The 23,758-nt window shown below is 63.4% G+C and carries 23 protein-coding genes; 18 read left to right on the top strand and 5 right to left on the bottom strand.

The window, feature by feature from the left end; genetic code table 11:
* Nucleotides 1–4: 4 nt before the first annotated feature.
* A complete protein-coding gene (locus ACODS1_RS18865) occupies nt 5–688 on the bottom strand; it encodes an alpha/beta family hydrolase (protein ID WP_489086863.1) in 684 nt (227 codons plus the stop codon).
* Nucleotides 689–789: 101 nt separating this feature from the next.
* Between ACODS1_RS18865 and ccoN (ACODS1_RS18860) the strand changes: the two genes are divergently transcribed.
* The 15 genes from ccoN (ACODS1_RS18860) (at nt 790) to hemN (ending at nt 15,115) form a co-directional block, all read left to right on the top strand.
* Complete coding sequence (gene ccoN, locus ACODS1_RS18860; protein WP_322981209.1) at nt 790–2,229, top strand: cytochrome-c oxidase, cbb3-type subunit I; 1,440 nt, start codon at nt 790–792, stop codon at nt 2,227–2,229.
* Nucleotides 2,229–2,837: a cytochrome-c oxidase, cbb3-type subunit II gene (gene ccoO, locus ACODS1_RS18855; protein WP_489086862.1), complete on the top strand. Its 609-nt coding sequence runs from the start codon at nt 2,229–2,231 to the stop codon at nt 2,835–2,837. Before ccoN (ACODS1_RS18860) ends, ccoO (ACODS1_RS18855) begins: the two co-directional genes overlap by 1 nt.
* A gap of 5 nt (nt 2,838–2,842) precedes the next feature.
* A complete protein-coding gene (locus ACODS1_RS18850) occupies nt 2,843–3,019 on the top strand; it encodes a cbb3-type cytochrome oxidase subunit 3 (protein WP_322981207.1) in 177 nt (58 codons plus the stop codon).
* Nucleotides 3,016–3,942, top strand: coding sequence for a cytochrome-c oxidase, cbb3-type subunit III (gene ccoP / locus ACODS1_RS18845; RefSeq protein WP_322981206.1), 927 nt, complete (start codon nt 3,016–3,018; stop codon nt 3,940–3,942). The genes ACODS1_RS18850 and ccoP (ACODS1_RS18845) overlap by 4 nt, the downstream gene beginning before the upstream one ends.
* Nucleotides 3,943–4,281: 339 nt before the next feature.
* Nucleotides 4,282–5,724, top strand: coding sequence for a cytochrome-c oxidase, cbb3-type subunit I (gene ccoN, locus ACODS1_RS18840; protein WP_322981205.1), 1,443 nt, complete (start codon nt 4,282–4,284; stop codon nt 5,722–5,724).
* Nucleotides 5,724–6,332, top strand: a complete 609-nt coding sequence (gene ccoO, locus ACODS1_RS18835) for a cytochrome-c oxidase, cbb3-type subunit II (RefSeq protein ID WP_322981204.1) — start codon at nt 5,724–5,726, stop codon at nt 6,330–6,332. Before ccoN (ACODS1_RS18840) ends, ccoO (ACODS1_RS18835) begins: the two co-directional genes overlap by 1 nt.
* Nucleotides 6,333–6,338: 6 nt before the next feature.
* Entirely contained in the window at nt 6,339–6,521 is a 183-nt protein-coding gene (locus ACODS1_RS18830) for a cbb3-type cytochrome oxidase subunit 3 (RefSeq protein ID WP_159972978.1), read from the top strand.
* The gene (gene ccoP, locus ACODS1_RS18825; RefSeq protein ID WP_322981203.1) at nt 6,518–7,513 is read left to right on the top strand and encodes a cytochrome-c oxidase, cbb3-type subunit III; all 996 of its coding nucleotides are present in this window, start codon (nt 6,518–6,520) and stop codon (nt 7,511–7,513) included. Before ACODS1_RS18830 ends, ccoP (ACODS1_RS18825) begins: the two co-directional genes overlap by 4 nt.
* A gap of 159 nt (nt 7,514–7,672) precedes the next feature.
* Nucleotides 7,673–9,085, top strand: a complete 1,413-nt coding sequence (ccoG, locus tag ACODS1_RS18820) for a cytochrome c oxidase accessory protein CcoG (protein ID WP_489086861.1) — start codon at nt 7,673–7,675, stop codon at nt 9,083–9,085.
* Between the two features lie 13 nt (nt 9,086–9,098).
* Complete coding sequence (locus ACODS1_RS18815; RefSeq protein ID WP_322981201.1) at nt 9,099–9,617, top strand: FixH family protein; 519 nt, start codon at nt 9,099–9,101, stop codon at nt 9,615–9,617.
* 8 nt (nt 9,618–9,625) lie between these two features.
* Nucleotides 9,626–12,022 carry a heavy metal translocating P-type ATPase gene (locus tag ACODS1_RS18810; protein ID WP_489086860.1) on the top strand — a complete coding sequence of 799 codons (2,397 nt, stop codon included), beginning with the start codon at nt 9,626–9,628 and terminating at the stop codon, nt 12,020–12,022.
* A 72-nt stretch (nt 12,023–12,094) separates the two neighbouring features.
* Nucleotides 12,095–12,301, top strand: a complete 207-nt coding sequence (gene ccoS / locus ACODS1_RS18805) for a cbb3-type cytochrome oxidase assembly protein CcoS (RefSeq protein WP_489086859.1) — start codon at nt 12,095–12,097, stop codon at nt 12,299–12,301.
* On the top strand, nt 12,294–12,977 hold the full coding sequence (locus ACODS1_RS18800) for a sulfite exporter TauE/SafE family protein (RefSeq protein WP_489086858.1): 684 nt from the start codon (nt 12,294–12,296) through the stop codon (nt 12,975–12,977). The genes ccoS and ACODS1_RS18800 overlap by 8 nt, the downstream gene beginning before the upstream one ends.
* A gap of 79 nt (nt 12,978–13,056) precedes the next feature.
* Nucleotides 13,057–13,587: a hypothetical protein gene (locus ACODS1_RS18795; protein ID WP_489086857.1), complete on the top strand. Its 531-nt coding sequence runs from the start codon at nt 13,057–13,059 to the stop codon at nt 13,585–13,587.
* Between the two features lie 145 nt (nt 13,588–13,732).
* Nucleotides 13,733–15,115: an oxygen-independent coproporphyrinogen III oxidase gene (hemN, locus tag ACODS1_RS18790; protein WP_489086856.1), complete on the top strand. Its 1,383-nt coding sequence runs from the start codon at nt 13,733–13,735 to the stop codon at nt 15,113–15,115.
* Between the two features lie 33 nt (nt 15,116–15,148).
* Here hemN and ACODS1_RS18785 read toward each other — a convergent pair whose 3' ends face one another.
* Nucleotides 15,149–15,595, bottom strand: a complete 447-nt coding sequence (locus ACODS1_RS18785) for a hypothetical protein (protein ID WP_489086855.1) — start codon at nt 15,593–15,595, stop codon at nt 15,149–15,151.
* Between the two features lie 152 nt (nt 15,596–15,747).
* On the opposite strand from ACODS1_RS18785, the gene fnr reads away from it, so the two are divergent.
* The 3 genes from fnr to ACODS1_RS18770 all read left to right on the top strand — a co-directional run bounded on the left by fnr (nt 15,748) and on the right by ACODS1_RS18770 (nt 18,172).
* Nucleotides 15,748–16,482, top strand: a complete 735-nt coding sequence (fnr, locus tag ACODS1_RS18780) for a fumarate/nitrate reduction transcriptional regulator Fnr (RefSeq protein WP_322981194.1) — start codon at nt 15,748–15,750, stop codon at nt 16,480–16,482.
* A 93-nt stretch (nt 16,483–16,575) separates the two neighbouring features.
* Complete coding sequence (locus tag ACODS1_RS18775; RefSeq protein ID WP_489086854.1) at nt 16,576–17,124, top strand: adenine phosphoribosyltransferase; 549 nt, start codon at nt 16,576–16,578, stop codon at nt 17,122–17,124.
* Nucleotides 17,125–17,335: 211 nt separating this feature from the next.
* Nucleotides 17,336–18,172, top strand: a complete 837-nt coding sequence (locus ACODS1_RS18770) for a metal-dependent hydrolase (protein ID WP_489086853.1) — start codon at nt 17,336–17,338, stop codon at nt 18,170–18,172.
* A gap of 140 nt (nt 18,173–18,312) precedes the next feature.
* On the opposite strand, the gene nahK is transcribed toward ACODS1_RS18770, so the two are convergent.
* The 3 genes from nahK to ACODS1_RS18755 all read right to left on the bottom strand — a co-directional run bounded on the left by nahK (nt 18,313) and on the right by ACODS1_RS18755 (nt 23,484).
* On the bottom strand, nt 18,313–20,958 hold the full coding sequence (gene nahK, locus ACODS1_RS18765; RefSeq protein WP_489086852.1) for a hybrid sensor histidine kinase/response regulator NahK/ErcS': 2,646 nt from the start codon (nt 20,956–20,958) through the stop codon (nt 18,313–18,315).
* Nucleotides 20,888–22,051: a nitric oxide-sensing protein NosP gene (nosP, locus tag ACODS1_RS18760; RefSeq protein ID WP_489086851.1), complete on the bottom strand. Its 1,164-nt coding sequence runs from the start codon at nt 22,049–22,051 to the stop codon at nt 20,888–20,890. Before nosP ends, nahK begins: the two co-directional genes overlap by 71 nt.
* Before the next feature lie 248 nt (nt 22,052–22,299).
* Nucleotides 22,300–23,484, bottom strand: a complete 1,185-nt coding sequence (locus tag ACODS1_RS18755; protein WP_489086850.1) for a porin — start codon at nt 23,482–23,484, stop codon at nt 22,300–22,302.
* Between the last annotated feature and the right edge of the window lie 274 nt (nt 23,485–23,758).

Below are 23,758 nucleotides of genomic sequence, written 5' to 3'. Positions count from 1 at the left end.
GTACTCAGACCGAGACCGAGGCGCGGAGATGTTCGGCAATGCACTGTGCGGCCGTATCCAGATGTTGCTCGTGACTGAATCCGGACGCCTTGAGTGGCTTGAGATCGTGATCGGCGGCCTGCAACCAATGCACGGTAATGGCCGGCGACAGCTCGTAACCCGCCACGGCCTGGTGATTGCCCAGGGCATCACGCTCGCCCTGAACGATCAGCGTCGGCGTGTGCAGGGCGGCCAGATGGGCGACGCGCGGCTTTTCCGGCTTGCCGGCCGCGTAGAAGGGATAGCCCAGACAGATCAGCGCAGACGCACCCAGCTCATCGGCCAACAGGCTGGCCATGCGCCCGCCCATGGACTTGCCACCGATGGCCACAGCGCCTGCGACCCGCTGGCGTACCTGGGCATGCACATCACGCCATTGCTGTAGCAGTTGCGCCTGCGGATTGGGTGGCCGTTTGCGCCCATCCACCCGGCGCTGGGCCATGTAGGCGAATTCGAACCGCACCACGCGCACACCGCGCGCTGCCAGCCCCTGCGCCATGGCCTGCATGAACGGGCTGTCCATCGGCGCACCGGCACCATGCGCCAGGACCAGCGTGCCGGAGGCTGCCTGCGACGGTTCGTCCCACAGCCAGGGCAGCCCCTCCTCACATTGACCCGCGTCAATAAACCCCAATGGCCCTTTGCTCATGCTTGCCTCGCGTCGATATCCGTGGTGTTCATGGCCTGCTCATGCCTAGGGGTGCCACGGATGTCGGCCGCTCTGCCATAACCGTGGATGGAAGCCCAGACATGAACACAACAACCCGTTCCGCCTACAACTACAGGGTGGTTCGCCAGTTCGCCATTATGACGGTGGTTTGGGGCATCGTCGGCATGGGACTCGGCGTATTCATCGCTGCCCAGCTGGCCTGGCCCGAACTGAACTTCAACCTGCCGTGGACCAGCTTCGGCCGGCTCCGCCCGCTGCATACCAATGCAGTGATCTTCGCCTTCGGTGGCTGCGCCTTGTTCGCCACCAGCTACTACGCGGTGCAACGCACCAGCCAGACCACGCTGTTCGCACCGAAACTGGCGGCCTTCACCTTCTGGGGTTGGCAACTGGTGATCCTGCTTGCAGCCATCAGCCTGCCGCTGGGCTACACCAGCTCCAAGGAATACGCCGAACTGGAATGGCCGATCGACATCCTGATCACCATCGTGTGGGTGTCCTACGCCATCGTCTTCTTCGGCACGGTGATGCAGCGCAAGGTCAGCCACATCTATGTAGGTAACTGGTTCTTCGGCGGGTTCATCCTCACCGTGGCCATCCTGCACCTGGTCAACAACATGGAAATCCCGGTCACCCTGACCAAGTCCTACTCGCTGTATGCGGGTGCGACCGATGCCATGATCCAGTGGTGGTACGGCCACAACGCCGTGGGCTTCTTCCTCACCGCAGGCTTCCTGGGGATGATGTACTACTTCGTGCCCAAGCAGGCCGGTCGCCCGGTCTACTCCTACCGCCTGTCCATCGTCCACTTCTGGGCGCTGATCGCGGTGTACATCTGGGCCGGCCCGCACCACCTGCACTACACCGCGCTGCCGGATTGGGCGCAGAGCCTGGGCATGGTGATGTCGCTGATTCTCCTGGCTCCGAGCTGGGGCGGCATGATCAACGGCATGATGACCCTCTCCGGTGCCTGGCACAAACTGCGTACCGACCCGATCCTGCGCTTCCTCGTGGTGTCGCTGGCGTTCTACGGGATGTCGACCTTCGAAGGCCCGATGATGGCCATCAAGACCGTCAACGCCCTGTCCCACTACACCGACTGGACCATCGGCCACGTGCACGCTGGCGCCCTCGGCTGGGTGGCCATGGTGTCGATCGGCTCGCTGTATCACCTAATTCCGAAGGTGTTCGGTCGCGAGCAGATGCACAGCATCGGCCTGATCAACGGCCACTTCTGGCTGGCCACCATCGGCACCGTGCTCTACATCGCCTCGATGTGGGTCAACGGCATCACCCAGGGCCTGATGTGGCGCGCAGTCAACGAAGACGGCACCCTCACCTACTCCTTCGTCGAGGCGCTGGAAGCCAGCCACCCCGGCTTCGTGGTGCGGGTGATCGGCGGCGCCATCTTCTTCAGCGGCATGCTGCTGATGGCCTGGAACGTCTGGCTGACCGTGCGTAGCGCCAAATCCGTGGAAATGGAAGCGGCCGCGCAGTTCTCGGTAGAAGGAGCCCACTGATGAAACACGAGATTCTCGAGAAGAACATCGGCCTGATGGCGCTGGTGATGATCCTGGCGGTCAGCATCGGCGGCCTGACCCAGATCGTTCCGCTGTTCTTTCAGGACGTCACCAACGAGCCGGTCGAAGGCCTCAAGCCTTACACCGCCCTGCAACTGGAAGGCCGCGACATCTATATCCGCGAAGGCTGCGTCGGCTGCCACTCGCAGATGATCCGCCCCTTCCGCGCCGAGACCGAACGCTACGGCCACTACTCCGTCGCTGGCGAAAGCGTCTGGGATCACCCCTTCCTGTGGGGCTCCAAGCGTACCGGCCCGGATCTGGCTCGCGTCGGCAGCCGTTACTCGGACGAGTGGCACCGCGCCCACCTGTACAACCCGCGCAACGTCGTACCCGAGTCGAAGATGCCCGGCTACCCCTGGCTGGTGGAAGGCACCCTCGACGGCAAGGACACCGCCAAGAAGATGAGTGCCCTGCGCACCCTCGGCGTGCCCTACAGCGACGCCGACATCGCCGGCGCCAGCGACGCGGTCAAGGGCAAGAGCGAGATGGACGCGCTGGTCGCCTACCTCCAGGTGCTCGGCACCGCCGTGAAGAACAAGAGGTAAGCGCCATGTTCGAGTTCATCGATGTGGGTACGTTGCGCGGCTTGGGTACCGCACTGGTACTGATCGCCTTCACCGCAGTCACCTTCTGGGCCTATAGCGGCGACCGCCGCGACGAGTTCAACGCAGCGGCCAATCTGCCGTTCGCCGACGACAAGCCCGATGTCTGGAGTAATGAAGCATGACAGCCTTCTGGAGCATCTACATCACCCTGCTCACCGTCGGCACGATGGTCGCGCTGTTCTGGCTGATCTTCGCCACCCGCAAGAGCGAGGTGCACAAGAACCCGACCGAACAGACCATGGGCCACGCCTTCGACGGCATCGAGGAGTACGACAACCCGCTGCCCAAGTGGTGGTTCATGCTGTTCCTCGGCACCCTGGTGTTCGGCGCAGCCTACCTGCTGCTCTATCCGGGCCTGGGTAACTTCAAGGGTGTACTGCCCGGCTACAAGGACGGTTGGACCCAGGTCAACCAGTGGCAGCGCGAGATGGATCGTGCCGATGAGCTGTACGGCCCGATCTTCGCCAAGTACGCGGCCATGCCCATCGAGGAAGTGGCCAAGGACGAGCGCGCGCTGAAAATGGGCGGCCGTCTGTTCGCCTCCAACTGCGCGGTGTGCCATGGCTCCGACGCCAAGGGCAGCTACGGCTTCCCCAACCTGGCCGACACCAGCTGGCGCTGGGGCGGCGAGCCGGAGACCATCAAGACCACCATCCTCAAGGGTCGCCATGCCATGATGCCGCCGCAAGGCGCCGCCATCGGCGAGGACGGCGTGCGCAACGTCGCCGCCTACGTGCTGACCCAACTGGGTGGCCGCGAACTGCCGGAAGGCGAAGTGGCAGATGTCGCCGCAGGTCAGAAGATCTTCTCCAGCACCTGCTTCGCCTGCCACGGCGCCGACGGCAAGGGCACTCCGGTCATGGGCGCCCCGAACCTGACCAACCCGGCCGCGTTCATCTACGGCAGCAGCTTCGCACAACTGCAACAGACCATCCGCTATGGTCGCAACGGCAACATGCCCGCCCAGGAAGACTTCCTCGGCAACGACAAGGCCCACCTGCTGGCCGCCTACGTCTACAAGCTGAGCCACAGCGAAGAGAAGTAACCCCGCCCCCACCGGTGGTCGCATCCGCGGCCACCGGCCCTCCTCTGTGCGACCCAGTGTCGCACTAGCCGACCAATAGCCCTGCACATTCCTTGATCTGGGCTAAGCTCGCTTTCAGTCGCCATCGTTGACAACTACAAGGCGATCCCTTCTTGGCGCTGCGCAAACTGGTTGCGCAAAACGCTCTCAGCGGTCACCGCAGAGACCTGAAAAGGTGCTCCCGAACGGCCCTGAAGCCCTGATCGTGTCGGCATGCTGCGTTGCAATGGCTACTTGCTTTCTCCATACTTGCCGCCGATTTTTGCCCCATAAAAATCCATTAACCGTGGAACCCCTAGCATGAGCACAGCAATCAGTCAGACTGCTTATAACTATAAGGTGGTCCGCCAGTTCGCCATTATGACGGTGATCTGGGGGGTCATTGGGATGGGTCTAGGCGTGTTCATCGCCGCACAACTCGTGTGGCCGGAACTCAACCTAGGCCTGCCGTGGACCAGCTTCGGCCGTCTGCGCCCGCTGCACACCAACGCAGTGATCTTCGCCTTCGGCGGATGTGCACTGTTCGCCACCTCTTACTACGTCGTCCAGCGCACCTGCCAAACGCGCCTGGTCTCCGACGGTCTGGCTGCATTCACCTTCTGGGGCTGGCAAGCCGTGATCGTGCTCGCCGTGATCACCCTGCCGCTGGGTTACACCAGCTCCAAGGAGTACGCCGAGCTGGAGTGGCCGGTCGACATCCTCCTGGGTATCGTCTGGATCACCTATCTGCTGGTGTTCTTCGGCACCATCATGAAGCGCAAGACCAAGCACATTTATGTGGGCAACTGGTTCTTCGGTGCGTTCATCCTGGTCACCGCGATGCTGCACATCGTCAACAGCATGGAAGTGCCGGTCAGCCTGACCAAGTCCTACTCCATGTATGCCGGTGCCACCGACGCCATGATCCAGTGGTGGTACGGCCACAACGCCGTGGGCTTCTTCCTGACCACCGGCTTCCTGGGGATGATGTACTACTTCGTACCCAAGCAGGCCGAGCGTCCGATCTACTCCTACCGCCTGTCCATCGTGCACTTCTGGGCGCTGATCACCCTGTACATCTGGGCCGGCCCGCACCACCTGCACTACACCGCGCTGCCGGATTGGGCACAGTCCCTGGGCATGGCGATGTCGGTCATCCTGCTGGCACCGAGCTGGGGCGGCATGATCAACGGCATGATGAGCCTGTCCGGCGCCTGGCATAAGCTGCGCACCGACCCGATCCTGCGCTTCCTCGTGGTCTCCCTGGCGTTCTACGGCATGTCGACCTTCGAAGGCCCGATGATGGCCATCAAGACCGTCAACGCCCTGTCCCACTACACCGACTGGACCATCGGCCACGTGCACGCTGGCGCCCTCGGCTGGGTAGCGATGATCTCCATCGGCTCGCTGTACCACCTGATTCCCAAGGTGTTCGGTCGCCAGCAGATGCACAGCATCGGCCTGATCAACGCCCACTTCTGGCTGGCTACCATCGGTACCGTGCTGTACATCGCCTCGATGTGGGTCAACGGCATCACCCAGGGCCTGATGTGGCGCGCAGTCAACGAAGACGGCACCCTCACCTACTCCTTCGTTGAAGCCCTGCAGGCCAGCCACCCGGGCTACATCGTGCGCATGATCGGCGGCGCCTTCTTCGTCACCGGCATGCTGCTGATGGCCTACAACACCTACCGCACCGTGCGTGCCGCCAAGCCGGCTGAATACGATGCGGCTGCGCAGATTCCCGCCGGAGTAGCTCACTGATGAAACACGAAATCATCGAGAAGAATATCGGCCTGATGGCCCTGCTGATGGTGATCGCCGTCAGCATCGGTGGCCTGACCCAGATCGTTCCGCTGTTCTTCCAGGACGTTACCAACGAGCCGGTCGAAGGCCTCAAGCCCTACACCGCGCTGCAACTGGAAGGCCGTGACATCTACATCGCCAACGGCTGCGTTGGTTGCCACTCGCAGATGATCCGTCCGTTCCGCGCCGAAACCGAGCGCTACGGCCACTACTCCGTCGCTGGCGAAAGCGTCTGGGATCACCCCTTCCTGTGGGGTTCCAAGCGTACCGGCCCGGATCTGGCCCGCGTCGGCGGCCGCTACTCGGACGAGTGGCATCGCGCCCACCTGTACAACCCGCGTAACGTCGTGCCCGAGTCGAAGATGCCGGCCTACCCCTGGCTGGTCGAGAACAAGCTCGATGGCAAGGACACCGCCAAGAAGATGGAGGTCATGCGTGGCTTCGGCATCCCCTACACCGACGAAGACATCGCCGGTGCCCGTGATGCAGTGAAAGGCAAGACCGAAATGGACGCGCTGGTCGCGTACCTGCAGGTTCTCGGCACTTCCATCAAGAACAAACGGTAAGACGCCATGGATATCGGGACTATTCGCGGAATCGGCACGGCTGTGGTGTTCATCGCTTTCATCAGCGTGGTGCTCTGGGCTTACAGCAGCAAGCGCAAGTCGAGCTTCGACGAGGCCGCCAACCTGCCTTTCGCCGATGATCCCGAAACCAAGCGCGATCAAGACTCTTCCAGGAGCAATAACCAATGACCACGTTCTGGAGTTGGTACGTAACCATCCTCTCCCTGGGCACCATCTTCGCCCTGACCTGGCTGATCTTCGGCACCCGCAAGGGCCAGCGCCAGGAAGTGACCGACGAGACCGTCGGCCACAGCTTCGACGGCATCGAGGAGTATGACAACCCGCTGCCCAAGTGGTGGTTCATGCTGTTCGTCGCCACCATCATCTTCGCCCTCGGCTACCTGGCCCTGTACCCGGGCCTGGGCAACTGGAAAGGCCTGCTGCCAGGCTACGACTACGTCGACAGCGAGAAGCAGACCCCCTTCGCCGCCGGCGTACAGATCGCTGACGGCTCCATGCGTCATGCCGGCTGGACCGGTGTGCACCAGTGGGAGAAGGAAATGGCGCGCGCCGATGAGCAATACGGCCCGCTGTTCGCCAAGTACGCTGCCATGCCGATCGAGGAAGTGGCCAAGGACGAGCAAGCCCTGAAAATGGGTGGTCGCCTGTTCGCCTCCAACTGCTCGGTCTGCCACGGCTCCGATGCCAAGGGCAGCTACGGCTTCCCCAACCTGACCGATAACGAGTGGCGCTGGGGCGGCGAGCCGGAAACCATCAAGACCACCATCCTCAAGGGTCGTGAAGGCGCGATGCCGGCTCAAGGCCCGGCCATCGGCGAAGACGGCGTACGCAACGTCGCGGCTTACGTGCTGACCCAACTGGGCGGTCGTCAACTGCCGGAAGGCGTGGAAGCCGACATCGCTGCCGGCCAGAAAGTCTTCTCCGGCACCTGCTTCGCCTGCCACGGCGCCGACGGCAAGGGTACCCCTGCCATGGGCGCGCCGAACCTGACCAACCCGGCAGCGTTCATCTACGGCAGCAGCTACGCGCAACTGCAGCAGACCATCCGCTACGGTCGTCACGGCAAGATGCCGGCCCAGGAAGAATTCCTTGGTAACGACAAGGTGCACCTGCTGGCTGCCTACGTGTACAGCCTCTCGCACCAGAGCAAAGAGCAGTAGCACGACCGACTCTTTTGACAAGGGTCAATGAACGCCCGGGTCGCGACTGCTCGTCGCACCCGGGCGTTGTCTTTCAGGCGTACCATATAGACACTGTGAAACGACCCTGACCGGCACGTATCGGCCCGGGCTGCCAACCAACTGCCGTGGTATGCATTGATGAGCGAACAGATTCCCGTCCAGGACGTCACCCCTCCTTCAAGCAAGAACGCCGGCGTCGATCTCTACGCCAGCCGCGAGAAGATCTATACGCGCGCCTTCACAGGCCTGTTCCGCAATCTGCGTCGCGTCGGCGGTGCCCTGCTCTTCGTTTTGTTCTTCGGTACCGTGTGGTTGAACTGGGAAGGTCGCCAGGCCGTCTGGTGGAACCTGCCGGAGCGCAAGTTCCACATTTTCGGCGCCACCTACTGGCCACAGGACTTCATGCTGCTGTCCTGGCTGCTGATCATCTGCGCCTTTGGCCTGTTCTTCATCACCGTGTTCGCCGGGCGCGTCTGGTGTGGCTACACCTGCCCGCAAAGCGTGTTCACTTGGGTGTTCATGTGGGCGGAAAAGGTCACCGAAGGCGACCGCAACCAGCGCATGAAACTCGACAAGCAGCCCATGAGTGGCAACAAGCTGGCGCGCAAGGCCGCCAAACACGCCATCTGGCTGGGGGTCTCGCTGGTCACCGCACTGACCTTCGTCGGCTACTTCACGCCGATTCGCGAGCTGATCCCGGAACTGCTGGCCTTCGACTCCAACGGCTGGGCGGTGTTCTGGATCGGTTTCTTCACCCTCGCCACCTACGGTAACGCCGGCTGGTTGCGCGAGCAGGTATGCATCTACATGTGTCCCTACGCCCGCTTCCAGAGCGTGATGTTCGACCAGGACACCCTGATCGTCTCCTACGATCCACGCCGCGGCGAATCGCGCGGCCCGCGCAAGAAGGACGCCGACTACAAGGCCCAGGGCCTGGGCGACTGCATCGACTGCAAGATGTGCGTGCAGGTCTGCCCTACCGGCATCGACATCCGTGACGGCCTGCAGATCGAATGCATCGGCTGCGCCGCCTGCATCGACGCCTGCGACAGCATCATGGAGAAGATGAACTATCCCAAGGGGCTGATCAGCTACACCACTGAACACAACCTGTCCGGCCGCCAGACCCATCTGCTGCGCCCGCGCCTGATCGGCTACGCTGTGGCGCTGGTGGCCATGATCGGCCTGTTCGCCTGGGCCGTGGCCAATCGCCCGATCGTGGAACTGGACGTGCTCAAGGATCGCGTGCTGTTCCGCGAGAACGAGCGCGGTTACATCGAGAACGTCTACACCCTGAAGATCATGAACAAGGCGCAACGCGACATGACCTACGTGATCAGCGCCGACGGTCTCGACGGCCTGGTCTATGAAGGCAAGCGCGAGGTACGTGCCCTGGCAGGCGAGGTGTATTCCTTCCCGGTGGAGCTGTCCATCGCCCCGGAAAAACTGCCCTCGAGCGCCAATAACATCGTCTTCCACGTACAATCGGCAGACGACCCCAGTATCAAGAACGACGCCGACAGCCGCTTTATCGGCCCCAGCGTCCGCTGACAACGGAAAGAGCATGTCCGAGCAAGCACCATCGCCAGTCAAACCCTGGTACAAGCAGTTCTGGCCCTGGTTCATCATCGCCCTGCTGGGCTATTCCGTGGTACAGGGCCTGGCCCTGCTCACCCTGGCCAGCAAGAATCCTCCGGGCCTGATTTCCGATGATTACTACGACGTCGGCAAGGGCATCAACCAGTCGCTGGAGCGCGAGAAGCTGGCCGAGCGCCTGCAACTGCATGGTGAGCTGGTTCTGGACAACGCCACCGGCACCGCACTGCTCAGCCTGCAAGGCAACAGCCGGCCGCAGCAGATCGTGCTCAACCTGATTTCCCCGACCCAGCCGGAGCGTGATCGCCGCGTCATCCTGCAACCGGCCGCCGACGGTCAATACCGTGGGCAGATGGTCGACGAGGTCAGCGGTCGCCGCTTCGTCGAACTGCTCGGCCAGGAAGGCAGCCAGAACTGGCGGCTGTTCGAGGAAGAGAACATCACCGACGGTGGCATCATCAAGATCGGCGACAACCCGTCCTACTGACCCTGCCGATGCCCTCCCCTACTCCCTGCTATCACTGCGGCTTGCCGGTACCCACCGGCAGCCGTTTTCATGCCGTGGTGCTCGGCGAAGAGCGTGCACTCTGCTGCCCAGGCTGCCAGGCCGTCGCCGAAGCCATCGTCGCCGGGGGGCTGGAGCATTACTACAGCCATCGCAGCGAGAACTCTGCCAATCCGCAAGCCTTGCCACAGGCGCTGCCTGACGAGCTGGCACTCTACGATCGCAGTGACGTGCAACGACCCTTCGTCCAGCACGAGGGCGAGCTGAGCGAGACCCAACTGCTGATCGAAGGCATCAGTTGCGCCGCGTGCGGCTGGCTGATCGAGAAGCACCTGCGCGGCGTGCCGGGTGTGGCCGAAGCGCACCTGAACCTGTCCAACCACCGCCTGCAGGTACGCTGGCAGGACAGCCAGCTGCCGCTGAGCAAGCTGCTCGCCGAGCTGCGCCGCATCGGCTATGCCGCCCATCCCTGGCAGTCCGACCAGGCCGCCGAGCGCCTGGCTGCGGAAAACCGCCGGCGCATGCGCGAACTGGGCGTGGCCGGCCTGCTGTGGATGCAGGTGATGATGGCGGCCATGGCCACCTGGCCGGAATTCAACGTCGACCTGACGCCCGAGCTGGACAAGATTCTGCGCTGGACCAGCCTGTTCCTCACCACCCCGATCGTCTTCTACTGCTGTGGCCAGTTCTTCCGTGGCGCCCTGCGTGACCTGCGCACCCGTCACCTGACCATGGACATCTCCGTCTCGCTGGCGATTGGCGGCGCCTACATCGCCGGCATCTGGTCGACCGTCACCGGCGTTGGCGAGCTGTATTTCGATGCCGTCGGCATGTTCGCCCTGTTCCTGCTCGCCGGTCGTTACCTGGAGCGACGTGCCCGAGAACGCACGGCGGCGGCCACCGCACAACTGGTCAAGCTGCTGCCGGCCTCCTGCCTGCGCCTGGATGCCGACGGCCAGAGCCAGCGCATCCTGCTCAGCGAACTGCGCGAGGGCGAGCGCGTGCTGGTGCAGCCGGGCTCGCTGATCCCGGCAGACGGGCGCATTCTCGATGGACAATCCAGCGTCGATGAATCCCTGCTCACGGGTGAATACCTGCCGCAGCCGCGTAGCGTCGGCGATAGCGTCACGGCCGGCACGCTCAACGTCGAAGGCCCGCTGACGCTGGAAGTGCAGGCCCTGGGTGATGCCACGCGCCTGTCCGCCATCGTCCGCCTGCTGGAGCGTGCGCAAAGTGAGAAACCGCGCCTGGCGGAAATCGCCGACCGGGTTTCGCAGTGGTTCCTGCTATTCATCCTGCTGGCCGCTGCTTTGGTCGGCTTCATCTGGTGGGAAATCGACTCCAGCCGCGCCTTCTGGGTCGTGCTCGCCCTGCTGGTGGCCACCTGCCCCTGCGCCCTGGCCCTGGCCACGCCGACGGCGCTGACCACCGCCACCGGCAGCCTGCACAAGCTGGGGCTGTTGCTAACCCGTGGGCACGTGCTCGAAGGGCTCAACCATATCGACACACTGGTGCTGGACAAGACCGGCACGCTCACCGAAGGCCGCCTGACCCTCAGTGCTATCCAGCCACTGCGCGAACTCAATCAGGACAGTTGCCTGGCACTGGCCGCCGCCTTGGAAAACCGCTCCGAACACCCCATCGCCCGCGCCTTCGGCCAGGCACCACGGGCTGCCGAAGCAGTCGACAGCCATCCTGGCCAGGGTCTGCAGGGCCGCGTCGACGGCCGCCTGCTGCGCATCGGGGAAGCGGGTTTCGTCTGTGCCCTGAGCAACCAGGCCATACCGACCATCACCAGCGAACATGGCCAATGGCTGCTGCTGGGCGACGAACAGGGCCCGCTGGCCTGGTTCGTCCTCGACGACCGCCTGCGCGAAGACGCGCCCGAACTGATCGCCGCCGCACGCGCCCGAGGCTGGCATATCCATCTGCTGTCCGGCGACAGCTCGCCCATGGTCGGCGAAGTCGCCCGCCAACTGGGCATCGAGGATGCCCGTGGCGGCCTCACGCCGGATGCCAAGCTGGCCGTACTCAAGCAGTTACATGGCGCAGGCCGCCGGGTACTGATGCTCGGCGACGGCGTGAATGATGTGCCGGTATTGGCTGCGGCCGATATCAGCGTGGCCATGGGTTCGGCCTCCGACCTGGCCAAGACCAGCGCCGATGCGGTGCTGCTCTCCAACCGCCTGAGCAGCCTGGTACAGGGCCTGGAGATGGCCAAGCGCACGCGCCGGATCATCATCGAGAACCTGGGCTGGGCGACACTGTACAATGGCATGGTTCTACCGTTTGCCGCATTTGGCTGGATCACCCCCATCTGGGCCGCGGTCGGCATGTCGTTCAGCTCACTCCTGGTGGTGCTCAACGCATTGCGCCTGAGCCGGTAATCTGCAAGCAAACGAAGCTCAACCAGCTTCTTCGCGAGCAGAGCTCGCTCCTACAGCCATCATGGAGAGCGTATGTCCGCCCTGTACATCCTGATTCCCGTCGCCATCGCCCTGGTCGCGTTCGCCATCTGGCTGTTCTTCTGGGCGGTGGACAGCGGCCAGTACGACGACCTCGACAGCCCGGCGCACAGCATCCTCTTCGACGACGAGGATCCGCTGCACAAGGCAGGCGTGGAGCAGGCCGAAGAACAGGGCAAGCAGGACAAACCCGATGCTTGAACTGGCCCCCCTGCTGGTCTCGGCGCTGATTCTCGGCCTGCTGGGCGGCGGCCATTGCCTGGGCATGTGCGGCGGGCTGATGGGCGCGCTGACCCTGGCGATTCCCCCGGAGCAACGCGGCAAGCGCCTGCGCCTGCTGCTGGCCTACAACCTCGGGCGCATTCTCAGCTACAGCACCGCCGGCCTGCTCCTCGGCCTGGCAGGCTGGGCCGTGGCTGGCAGTAGCGCCGAAGTGGTCATGCGCAGCCTCGCCGCCCTGCTGCTGATTGCCATGGGCCTGTACCTGGCCGGCTGGTGGAGCGGGCTGACGCGCATCGAAGCGCTGGGGCGTGGCATATGGCGGCATATCCAGCCCCTGACTCGGCGCTTCATGCCGGTCAGCAGCATCCCCAAGGCCGTGGTGTTGGGCGCGTTATGGGGCTGGCTGCCCTGCGGGCTGGTCTACAGCACCCTGCTCTGGGCATCGAGCCAGGGCAATGCAGTGGACAGTGCCCTGCTGATGCTGGCGTTCGGCCTTGGCACCTGGCCCGTCTTGCTGGCCACCGGGCTGGCCGCCGAGCGCATCACCGCCTTGCTACGTCGCCAAGGGGTGCGCGTCGCTGGCGGCCTGCTGGTCATTCTCTTCGGTATCTGGACGCTACCCGGCCCACACCAGCACTGGCTGATGGGGCACTGAGCGCACCTTTCGTCTGTCAGGCTCCCCGCGATGCACTAGGATTGTCCTGTCGATGGACGACGGATCGCATGGAGGCTCTATGACGCAGCGTAACGATGGAATCATTCACGACACCGAAGACAAGCACTGGTGGTGTCATCACGGGCTCGAACTGGAACGACGCTTCGTCGCCTTGTGCAATGACCGTTTGAACGTGCCCGCGCAGGAAAACCCCGAAAAACAGCATGATCCCTACGCGCCGGATCTGATCGTGGCGGGTCGCGTGGCGGATCTGAAGGTACAGAACACTCCCTTCTTCCTCTCCAGCCGCTACGGCATGGATCCGCGACGTACCGTCACCTTCAATCGCAAGGACTACGAGCGCTACCGTACGCTCTACCCAGGCATCGACATCTATTTCTGGGTGGACTGGACGCAGACACAGTCGCAGTTCGGACGGGTCGAACACCTGGCCGGGATCTATCGCCTGCCCTTTGCCGGCGTCGCTCGGCTGATCGAGAGCGGCGCGCAGGAACACCACTACAAGCACCGCTACGACGACAGCCAAGGCAACGCCAAATCCTCATTCCTTCTGAGCCTAGATGCCTTCGAGACCCTGTTCGAGCGCTAGGGTGCCTGCCACGCCTTGACCTGAACCAGGCGTCTGCCTGCAAGGCACGGCGTGGCGCAACCTGCAATGCCCCTTGATTCAGGTCAAGGCCCCCACCCGTCTGCATCCCTAGACTGCCCACACAGCCTGTCCAGGATTCTTTCCCATGCTCGACGCCATCCAGTGGGATGCCGACCTGATCCGCCGCTACGATCTCGCCGGCCCGCGCTACACCTCCTATCCGACCGCCGTGCAGTTTCACGACGACATCGGCCCATTCGACCTGCTGCATGCGCTGCGCGACAGCCGCAAGGCAGGCCGACCACTGTCGCTCTACATTCACGTGCCGTTCTGTGCGCACATCTGCTACTACTGCGCCTGCAACAAGGTGATCACCAAGGATCGCGGCCGTGCCCTGCCCTACCTGGAAAAGCTCGAGCGTGAAATCGAGATCGTCAGCCGCTACGTGGGCAAGGAACAGGTCATCGAGCAACTGCACTTCGGTGGCGGTACGCCGACCTTTCTCAGCCACGACGAACTGCGCCGCCTGATGCAGCACCTGCGCCAGCACTTCAACCTGCTCGACGACGACTCCGGCGACTACAGCATCGAGATCGACCCGCGCGAAGCGGACTGGTCGACCATGGGCCTGCTGCGCGAACTGGGCTTCAACCGCGTCAGCCTCGGCGTGCAGGATCTCGACCCGGAAGTGCAGCGTGCGGTCAACCGCCTGCAAACGCTGGAGGAAACCCGCGCCATCATCGAGGCCGCGCGCACCCTGCAGTTCCGCTCGATCAACATCGACCTGATCTACGGCCTGCCCAAGCAGACGCCGGAGCGCTTCGCCCGCACCGTGGCCGAAGTGATCGCCCTGCAACCCGATCGTCTCTCGGTCTTCAATTACGCCCACCTGCCCGAACGCTTCATGCCACAACGGCGCATCAACAGCGAGGATCTGCCGGCTGCGGCGGACAAGCTGGCCATGCTGCAGGCCAGCATCGAGCAACTGGCCAAGGCCGGTTACCGTTACATCGGCATGGATCACTTCGCCCTGCCGGACGACGAGCTGGCCGTGGCGCAGGAGGAAGGTACCCTGCAGCGCAACTTCCAGGGCTACACCACACACGGCCATTGCGACCTGATCGGCCTCGGCGTGTCGGCCATCAGCCAGATCGGCGATCTGTACAGCCAGAACGACAGTGACATCAACAACTACCAGCAGAGCCTGGGCAATGGCCAGCTGGCAACCCGCCGCGGCCTGCACTGCAATGCTGACGACCGCGTGCGAAGGGCCGTGATCCAACAGTTGATCTGTCATTTCGAACTGGATTTTCGCGGTATCGAGCAGGCCTACGGCATCGACTTTCGCGCGTATTTCGCCGAGCTCTGGGCGGATCTGCAGCAGTTGCATGACGATGGGCTGATCGAGCTGAGCGAGCGCGCTATCCGCGTGCGCCCAGCCGGGCGTCTACTGGTGCGTTCGCTGTGCATGCTGTTCGACCGCTACCTCAATGATCAGGTACGGCAACGCTTCTCGCGGGTGATCTGAGGCGCTCCGGCCCCGGTAAACCGGGGCCAGCCCTTACCCCATCGCCAGCGAAGAAGCGACCTGCGCCTGCTCGCCGCTCAAGCCCTGCTCACGTATCTGCTTGATCAGATTGGCGTTAGCCGAACTGAGTGCACTGTTGAGACTGGCCAGTTGGGTCTGTAACCCATCGGCCTTGGCTCGCTTGGTCTCGGGATCCATGCCCTGATCGGCCATCAACTCCCTGAGTTCGGCCTGCTTGGCAGCGATCTCGGCCTTCAGCTTGCGGATCATCTTCAACAGATCCTTGGTGCTGTCCGGCAAGCCACTCTCGTCGATGTCCTTGTTCTTTTCACCGGCGCTGGCAGAAAGGCTCTTGCTCAACTCCGATAGGCTGACCCGTATGCCTTCGCGCTGCTGCTCGGGCGTTTGCTCGGCTGCGGTATTTTGTCGCTGAGACGCTGCGGCCAGGTTCGTCAGCGGGGTACTGGATTCGATGCGCATCTTGCTACTCCCTGCTCCCGATCCTTTTGATGCATCACCTATCGACCGCCCTGGACGGAACTTGAGCGCAGGATCAGCTTTCATGCGACTGGTCGCCCTGCTCACCCTGCGGTACCCTTAGCCGCATTGCGTGTCCCTCAGGAAGCCGACCGATGTCAGAGAACATCAAGCTGCGTACGCAGCACCAAGCCCATTGCAAGGATTGCAGCCTGGCTGCGTTGTGCCTGCCTATCTCGCTGAACCTGGAGGACATGGACGCCCTCGACGAAATCGTCAAGCGTGGCCGCCCCCTGAAGAAAGGCGAGTTCCTGTTCCGCCAGGGCGATGCCTTCGGCTCGGTGTTCGCCGTACGCTCGGGTGCGCTGAAGACCTTCGGTCTGAGCGATTCCGGCGAGGAGCAGATCACCGGCTTCCACCTGCCCAGCGAGCTGGTCGGCCTGTCCGGCGTCGATGGCGAGCGCTACCCGGTCTCGGCGCAGGCGCTGGAAACCACCTCGGTGTGCGAGATCCCCTTCGAGCGCCTCGATGACCTGGCCCTGCAACTACCTCAACTGCGCCGCCAGCTGATGCGCATCATGAGCCGCGAGATCCGCGACGATCAGCAGATGATGCTCCTGCTGTCGAAGAAGACCGCAGACGAGCGCATCGCCACCTTCCTGGTCAACCTCTCGGCCCGCTTCCGCGCCCGTGGCTTCTCGGCCAACCAGTTCCGCCTGGCCATGTCGCGTAACGAGATCGGCAATTACCTGGGCCTGGCCGTGGAAACCGTCTCGCGCGTGTTCACCCGCTTTCAGCAGAACAAGCTGCTCGAAGCCGAAGGCAAGGAAGTGCATATCCTCGACCCGATCGAGTTGTGCGCCCTGGCCGGCGGCAATATCGACATCTAAGCCCGTCTGGCGCCCTGTCGGCGCCGACGGCCTCCTTCATGACAGCGCCGCCCATGCGGCGCTTTCGTTTGCCCGAAATACGCAGGACATCTCATGATTTTCGACGAATTCAGCATCAAGACCCTGATCCGCCCGGTGGTGGACTTCCCCAAGCCTGGCGTGGTGTTCCGCGACATCACCCCGCTGTTTCAGTCGCCGCGCGCACTGCGCCTGGTCGCCGACAGCTTCATCCAGCGTTACGTGGAAGCCGAGTTCAGCCATATCGGCGCCATGGACGCCCGTGGTTTCCTGATCGGCTCGATCATCGCCTATGAGCTGAACAGGCCCCTGGTGCTGTTCCGCAAGCAGGGCAAGCTGCCGGCCGACGTGCTCAGCGAGGGCTACCAGACCGAATACGGCGAAGCCTTCCTCGAAGTGCATGCCGACAGCCTGTGCGAAGGCGATTCGGTGCTGATCTTCGATGACCTGATCGCCACTGGCGGTACCCTGATCGCCGCCGCCAACCTGGTGCACCGCCTGCGCGCCAAGGTCTTCGAGGCCGCTGCGATCATCGACCTGCCAGAGCTGGGCGGCTCGCAGAAGCTGCAGGACGCCGGCATCCCCACTTTCAGCCTCACCGCCTTCGCCCTCGACGAGCAATAACCTGCTGGCACGCACCGGCCCGGAATCGCCTCGGGCCGGCCGCGCATACGCAGTTCCCGCCTAAAGTTGGCAGCGCCCGAGGCTGTCGACGTCCGATAGTTACATCGTTCATAGACACACTCGCCTCGTTGCAGCGTTTGCGCGAGCCGAGTGTCGTTACCCAGAGCCGCACAACAATCGGGAGCCCGACTCCCAGAAGAGGACTCGAACGATGACTGCAAGCGCCACCCTGCCCCAGCCGAAATCCAGCTTCCCGGTTCGCCGCATGGACTTCAGCTTTACCGCCACGCCCAAGTACTGGTTCTACGACGACCCCTTCATGAGCCAGTTCATGAACAACCTGTCATCGCTGTTTCCCTATGGCGAGAAGTTCTTCGTCGACAGCGTGCGCGCCGTGCGTGACCAGGTCAGTGAACCGCAGTTGAAGAAGGACATCAGCGCCTTCATCGGTCAGGAGGCCATGCACTCCAAGGAACACGCCGCCTACAACGACTACGCCAATGAGCACGGTATCGACCTGGAGCGTCTGGAGCTGCGCATCAAGGTGCTGCTGGAATGGACGACCCGCTTCAGCACCAAGAAGCAGCGCCTGGCGGCCACCTGCGCGCTGGAGCACTTCACCGCGACCATGGCCGAGCAACTGCTAAAGCGCGAAGACCTCACCACGCAGATGAACGATCCCAAGCTGTACCAGCTGTGGATGTGGCACGCGATCGAGGAGAACGAGCACAAGGCGGTGTGCTACGACGTCTACCAGACGGTCTACGGCGGCTACTTCACCCGCGTGCTGGTGATGATGCTGACCACCGTGATGTTCCTCGGCGTGATCGGCTGGTTCCAGCTGCACCTGCTGCGCAAGGATGGCCAGTTGTTCAACTGGCGAAGCTGGGGCTTTGGCCTGAAGAAGCTGTTCGGCCCGCGCCACGGCTTCTTCACCAAGCTGATCGGCCCCTACCTCGACTACTACCGCCCGGGCTTCCACCCCATGGATCATGACACCGAGAAGCTGGAGAACCGCTGGCGCCAGCGCCTGGGCTTCGCCGGCTAGCAGGCCATTGAAAAACGTAGGCGAGGCAGGCAAGACAAGGCAAAAACAGCCGAAAAAGCGCAGTTTACGCGCTGTAAATGAGCATTTTGAGGCTGTTTTTAACGCAGTATTGCCAACGCAGGTAGTTTTTCAACGGCCTGCTAAGCGTGCGGTGAGCCGCGTTCGAGCAAGTGATTCATCGCGGCCTTGAGCTTCATCGGCCGCACCGGCTTGTGCAGCAGGCTGTGGCCAAGTTCGCGCATCTGCTGCTTGAGTTCGTTGCTGTAATTGGCAGTGATCATCAAGGCCGGTAGCGCGGCGCTACGCCGCGCGTTGATCTGCGCCACGGCGTCGACGCCATTGCGCTCGTCATCCAGGTGGTAATCGGCGATCAGCAGGTCGGCCTCGGCGTGGTAGTTGTCCACCTGGCGCGCCAGGTCTTCTTCGGAAAGCGCGGTGATCACCTGGCAGCCCCAGCCTTCGAGCAGGGTGCGCATGCCGGCGCAGATCGCCGCGTCATTATCCAGTACCCATACTCGCGCACCACTGACCCGTTCGAGCAACGGCGGCGCGCTGGCCTGCTCCAGCCGCGCCCTGGGCGCACGGCGGGTCAGCGGTACCTCGACGGCGAACATCGAGCCTCGCCCCTGCTGCGAGGCCACGCGGATACGGTGGCCGAGCATGCCGGCAATCTTGTCGACGATTGCCAGCCCCAGGCCCAGGCCGCGATCCTGCTTGCGCTGCACGTTATCGCCGCGCTTGAACTCCTGAAAAATCTCGCCGAGCTTGTCCTGAGCGATGCCGATGCCGGTGTCCCACACCTCGATGGACAGGCTGTTGCCGCGCCGCCGACAGCCGAGCAGGATGCGCCCGCTGGCGGTATAACGAATGGCGTTGCTGAGGAAATTGCGCAGGATCCGCGCCAGCAACTGCACATCGCTGCGCACCAGCGCCGAGCTGGCCAGGTAATCCAGGCGCAAGCCCTCGCTGCGGGCGATCTGGTGGTATTCGGCGGCGAGGTTGTGCAGCAGCTCGCTGACGGCGAACGGGGCGATATCGGCCTTGATCACGCCGGCATCCAGCTTGGAAATATCGACCAGCGTACCGAGCAGACTCTCCACGTCATCCAGCGAATTGCTGACGTTACGCACCAGCGGCGCACAGCCGTTGAGCGCGTCCTTCTCCAGTAACGCACTGGTGAACAACCGCGCCGCGTTGAGCGGCTGCAGCAGGTCATGGCTCACAGCAGCGAGGAACTTGGTCTTGGACAGGTTGGCCTGCTCGGCCTCGCCCTTGGCCTCACGCAGGCGCGCTTCCATTTGCGTGCGCTCGTCGATCTCGCGGCGCAGTTGTTCGTTCACCGTGGTCAGCTCGGCAGTGCGCTCGCGCACGCGTTGCTCCAGGTGCTGATAAGCCTGGTGCAGGGCCTCGGCGGTGCGGCGGCGCTCGGTGATATCGCGGATCAGCACGAAGATGCCGATCACCTCACCACTGGCCTGGCGGTTGGGCACGTAGGAACGCAACATGTAGCGCTCCTGGCCGCTGTGGTTGGTCTCGGCGAACTCGAAGGTCACGCTCTCGCCGGACAGGGCGCGCTCGACGTACGGTTCCAGACGCAGGCAATGCTCCTCGCTGTGCACTTCGCGCAGGCTCTGGCCGAGCATGGCACCGCGCGGCCAGCAGTACCATTCCTCGTAGACCTTGTTGGTGAACTCGTAGACCAGGTCGGCCGACAGGTAGGCGATCAGCGCAGGTACGTGGTCGGTGATCAGGCGAATCCAGCGCTCGCTCTCGCTCAGCGCCTGGGCCTGGCGATGCCGCTCGGTGATGTCGGTGAAGGTGTTGACGAAGCCACCGGTGGGCAGCGGATGGGTGCGCACTTCAAGCATGCGCCCGTCGAACAGGCGCACCTCCACCTGGCGCAGCGGTTTGCCAGCGGCGTCGCGGCTGTCCGGGGTCAGCGGCTGCAATTCACTTTCCGCCATCACTTCGGCGAACGGCCGATGGGCGTTGATCGGCGCCAGCCCGCAGAGTTCGAGGAAACGATGGTTCCACAGCTCCAACGCGCCGTCGGCATTGACCATGGCCATGCCTTGCGACAGGTTGTCGACCGCGCGCTGCAGCAGGCGCGACTTCTGCGCCAGGGCCTGCTCGCGGCGCAGCGCCTCGCTCTGCTTCACCTCGGTGATGTCGGTGTAGAGGATCACCAGACCGCCTTCGCGGGTCGGCCGCTCGCTGACCTGCAGCCAGCGACCGTCTTGCAGGCGCAGCAGGCTCGGCTCGCCCTCCTTGCCCAGTTGCGCCTCGACCACCAGGCCGGTGCTGCGGCTCAGGCGGCGGATTTCCTCCAGCCGCGTACCGGTGGCGATACGCGCCCGGCTGCGTACCCACAACGCCTTGAAACGGCTGTTGAACAGCACGATGCGCTGGCGATCGTCGAACAGCACGAAGGCGTCGGAAATGCTTTCGATGGCGTCGATGAGATGGTGGTGGGCGGTCTCGGCGCGCAGGCGTGCATCGCTGAGCAACTGATTGCTGGATTTCAGCTCGGCCATCGCCTGGTTCAGCGCATCGGTGCGCTCACGCACCTGCTCGGCCAGTACCACCGAATGCTGGAAGGCGGCGTAGGCATCGTCGCCCCGCGAGTGGATCGACTCCACCCGTTCGATCAGCGCGGCGTTGATGCGCTTGAGCTTGGCGTTCTCCAGCTCCAGCGCAGCGCAACGCGCCTGCACCTCAGCGCTCGCTGCGTCCAGTGGGGCGACCAATGGCGACACCGGTAAAAGTCTGGTTGATGTGCATGCCATTGAACTGCTCTCCGTAGGTGTTGAAACCGATCACCCGCTGCTGACGCAGCAGTTCGGCGACCGGCTCGACGCCTCCCTCGTTCTCGATTTCCAGGCGCCGCAGGAAGCAGTCGCAGCCGATGGTCAGCAGCAGTGGCCCGAGGCGCTGCTCCAACCCGGTGAACAGCTGCTGCAGGTTGGGCAGCAAAGGGCCAGGGCGCATGGCGGTGAGGACGATGCCGTTCTCTACCGCGCAGTAGAAGGTCAGGCTGAGGTCGTCGTGTACCTGCTGGATCGAACGCACGTAGTAGTGATCGCTGATGCGCACGGCCAGCGGATAAGCGGCGAACACGCGGTGATCGAGGGCATCGAGTGGCACGCCGATCAGCTCGGCGTACTCCTGCGCGGCCGGCGCGGCGTTGAGCTCGTACACCCGGCGGCTGGCGCTGTCGGCGCGGGTGACCACCAGTTTTTCGCCACTGGGCTGGATGTGGTGGGTGCTGAACACCTCGAAGTCCAGCCAGGTATTGAACAGCACCACCACCGCCGCCCCGCTGTGGAAACGCCCGTCGTGGTAGACGTGGGTATGGGTCAGGTGATTATCGTCGCCAGCCGAACCGCCGAAGTGCGGGATGCTGCCGAGTGCAGCACTGAGGGCGCCGAGCACCAGTTCTTCGCGGCTGGACAGGCCGTCGAGCAGGGTCAGGGCGAAGCTGTGGCCCTTGATCGAGGCCAGCTCGTTGCTGCGACAGTCCTTCACCAGGCCATCGACCAGGTGCTGTGCGTCGAGCAGGTTGAAGCGTTCCATCTCGTCGATCAGCGCGCTGGCGATGGAGAAGCAGCGCAGGTCAAAGCCCAGCGCCACCACGCAGCCACGGCCGTAGCCTTGTGGGGTGATCTCGCCGGCACTGGTGCAGCCGACCAGGCTCACCCCGCCGAAGTGCGCCTCCAGCGCCTGGCCGAGGCCTTCAAGATCGTATTCAGCAGAGCAGAAGAACAGCACGAAGCCGAGATAAGGGTGGATCAACTGGCGTGCCAGTTCCTGAGCGGCCTGCTCCACGTCCTTCGTACTGGAAACGGCGCGAAGAACGCCCTCGGACTGTTGCAAGGCCATATCACGCCCCAATGCACCTGCTGATCATGGGGAAATTCTACGAAGCAGGCGCAGGCAGCCCCATGCTACTTGAGTACTGGGTAGTCGCTCCGTAGGGCGTACTCGCGAAGCAGTACGCCAAGCCTTTCAGTAGGTAGGGCGGGGGAAACCCGCCAGAAGGATAACGGCGGGTTGCACCCGCCCTACAGGCCACAAATAAAAAGGCCGGGCAGAGGTCAACCCCTGCCCGGCCCGCGTTATTGCAATGATTACCAGCTGACCACCGCACCCAGCGCGAGGGTATTGGTGTCTTCGTTCAGGCCACTGCCTTCGGCAGCATCGATCTGGTACTGGTTGTACTCGGCGACCAGCTTGAGGTTGTCGTTGATGGTGCGGAAGTAGGCGATGCCGCGGGTCTCGTAATCCGCCGCCACACCCAGACCGTTGCCGTCGTCCTCGGTCTTGCCATAGGACAGCGCCACGCGGTTCTTGCCCCAGGTGTAGGAGCCCTGCAGCAGATAACCGTCGCTGTCGATGTCGCGCAGGGTCGGCTCGCCCAGGTTGTTGGTGAAGAACGGGTTGATACCCTTGGCCTGGAAGCCCGAGCCGGTCAGCGACAGGCCGCCGAACTTGGCCTGCACGCCATAGCCGAGGCCTTTGGAGGTGACGGTATCGACGGTGTCGTCGGTGTTCTCCGAGGTCTGGTAGGCGCCATTGACCCAGGTGTAGATGGTCGAACCGCCGACATCGAACTGGTAACTGACTTCCGACTCGAAGCGCGGGTTCTCCTGGTAGGCCTTGCCGGTGGCGCTGTCGTCGTTTGTATCCACCGGATCCATGATGCCGACCGCGACACGCAGGCCTTCAGCCAGGTTGTTGTTGCGGTAGGTGATCTGCGAGGTCGGGAACGGATAGGGGTAGCCGGTGCCGATGTTGCCGAAGGACACGCCCGTGCCATCCACCAGGCCAAGGGTGTCGGAGACGTTGCCATAACCGGCCAGCAGTTCATCGAGGAAGATGTTGGAGCGCGAGAACAGGCCGAAGTCCTTGCCCACCAGCACCTCGCCCCACTCGGGGTTGGCGACGGTGCCATAGAACTGGCGCACGTCGATGGCGGTGTCGGTGCCGTTGGTTTCGCTGTCGTTGATGGTCACCCAGAACGAAGCCCGTGCACCCAGCTTCAGATCATCGACCTGCTTGCCGAAGTTGAAACCGATCCAGTTGGGCAGAAAGCCCATCTTCACCCGCGACTGGCGGCGGTCGAACTGCTCGCCGTCACGGTCGACGTCGCTGTTGACGTAGAAGGCATTGACATAGCCATCGGTGGAAAACGTGGTGTCGTCCTTGTCGTACAGGACGATCTCGGCGGCGGCCTGCTGAGCGGTCGCTAGGGCGACGGCGGTGGCCAGGGTCAGGGGCAGAAACCGGGTGATGGCGATCTTGTTGTTGTGCATAACGCTCTCCGCTTGAGTGGCGACCGCCGGGGCAGTCGTGTCGGAGGCGATTATCGGAAGGCGTCCAGCCCCGCCATACGCTGCCTTGGCAGCGGATCTGCGCTGCTTTGGCGCAGGGCAGCCGGCCTGCATCAAGCGTTGCGCTACCGGCCCGCTACCGGTTGCAGGCGCAAGGTCGCGCTACCACCGGCGACCAAGGTGGCATAGGCGCAGGTCTTACACCTGAAGGCGCAAGCGCCATCCAAGGTCGTATGCACGGGCACACACCAGCGCC

This window comes from Pseudomonas sp. FG29 (genome assembly GCF_057809355.1).
The sequence above is the reverse complement of the archived record's forward strand: the minus strand, read 5'-3'. Positions and strand labels throughout refer to the sequence as shown.

Bases quoted from the DNA above. Each gene is read 5' to 3' on its own strand.
- ACODS1_RS18865 (WP_489086863.1), bottom strand. From the start codon at position 688: ATGAGCAAAGGGCCATTGGGGTTTATTGACGCGGGTCAATGTGAGGAG.
- ccoN (WP_322981209.1), top strand. From the start codon at position 790: ATGAACACAACAACCCGTTCCGCCTACAACTACAGGGTGGTTCGCCAG.
- ccoO (WP_489086862.1), top strand. From the start codon at position 2,229: ATGAAACACGAGATTCTCGAGAAGAACATCGGCCTGATGGCGCTGGTG.
- ACODS1_RS18850 (WP_322981207.1), top strand. From the start codon at position 2,843: ATGTTCGAGTTCATCGATGTGGGTACGTTGCGCGGCTTGGGTACCGCA.
- ccoP (WP_322981206.1), top strand. From the start codon at position 3,016: ATGACAGCCTTCTGGAGCATCTACATCACCCTGCTCACCGTCGGCACG.
- ccoN (WP_322981205.1), top strand. From the start codon at position 4,282: ATGAGCACAGCAATCAGTCAGACTGCTTATAACTATAAGGTGGTCCGC.
- ccoO (WP_322981204.1), top strand. From the start codon at position 5,724: ATGAAACACGAAATCATCGAGAAGAATATCGGCCTGATGGCCCTGCTG.
- ACODS1_RS18830 (WP_159972978.1), top strand. From the start codon at position 6,339: ATGGATATCGGGACTATTCGCGGAATCGGCACGGCTGTGGTGTTCATC.
- ccoP (WP_322981203.1), top strand. From the start codon at position 6,518: ATGACCACGTTCTGGAGTTGGTACGTAACCATCCTCTCCCTGGGCACC.
- ccoG (WP_489086861.1), top strand. From the start codon at position 7,673: ATGAGCGAACAGATTCCCGTCCAGGACGTCACCCCTCCTTCAAGCAAG.
- ACODS1_RS18815 (WP_322981201.1), top strand. From the start codon at position 9,099: ATGTCCGAGCAAGCACCATCGCCAGTCAAACCCTGGTACAAGCAGTTC.
- ACODS1_RS18810 (WP_489086860.1), top strand. From the start codon at position 9,626: ATGCCCTCCCCTACTCCCTGCTATCACTGCGGCTTGCCGGTACCCACC.
- ccoS (WP_489086859.1), top strand. From the start codon at position 12,095: ATGTCCGCCCTGTACATCCTGATTCCCGTCGCCATCGCCCTGGTCGCG.
- ACODS1_RS18800 (WP_489086858.1), top strand. From the start codon at position 12,294: ATGCTTGAACTGGCCCCCCTGCTGGTCTCGGCGCTGATTCTCGGCCTG.
- ACODS1_RS18795 (WP_489086857.1), top strand. From the start codon at position 13,057: ATGACGCAGCGTAACGATGGAATCATTCACGACACCGAAGACAAGCAC.
- hemN (WP_489086856.1), top strand. From the start codon at position 13,733: ATGCTCGACGCCATCCAGTGGGATGCCGACCTGATCCGCCGCTACGAT.
- ACODS1_RS18785 (WP_489086855.1), bottom strand. From the start codon at position 15,595: ATGCGCATCGAATCCAGTACCCCGCTGACGAACCTGGCCGCAGCGTCT.
- fnr (WP_322981194.1), top strand. From the start codon at position 15,748: ATGTCAGAGAACATCAAGCTGCGTACGCAGCACCAAGCCCATTGCAAG.
- ACODS1_RS18775 (WP_489086854.1), top strand. From the start codon at position 16,576: ATGATTTTCGACGAATTCAGCATCAAGACCCTGATCCGCCCGGTGGTG.
- ACODS1_RS18770 (WP_489086853.1), top strand. From the start codon at position 17,336: ATGACTGCAAGCGCCACCCTGCCCCAGCCGAAATCCAGCTTCCCGGTT.
- nahK (WP_489086852.1), bottom strand. From the start codon at position 20,958: ATGGCATGCACATCAACCAGACTTTTACCGGTGTCGCCATTGGTCGCC.
- nosP (WP_489086851.1), bottom strand. From the start codon at position 22,051: ATGGCCTTGCAACAGTCCGAGGGCGTTCTTCGCGCCGTTTCCAGTACG.
- ACODS1_RS18755 (WP_489086850.1), bottom strand. From the start codon at position 23,484: ATGCACAACAACAAGATCGCCATCACCCGGTTTCTGCCCCTGACCCTG.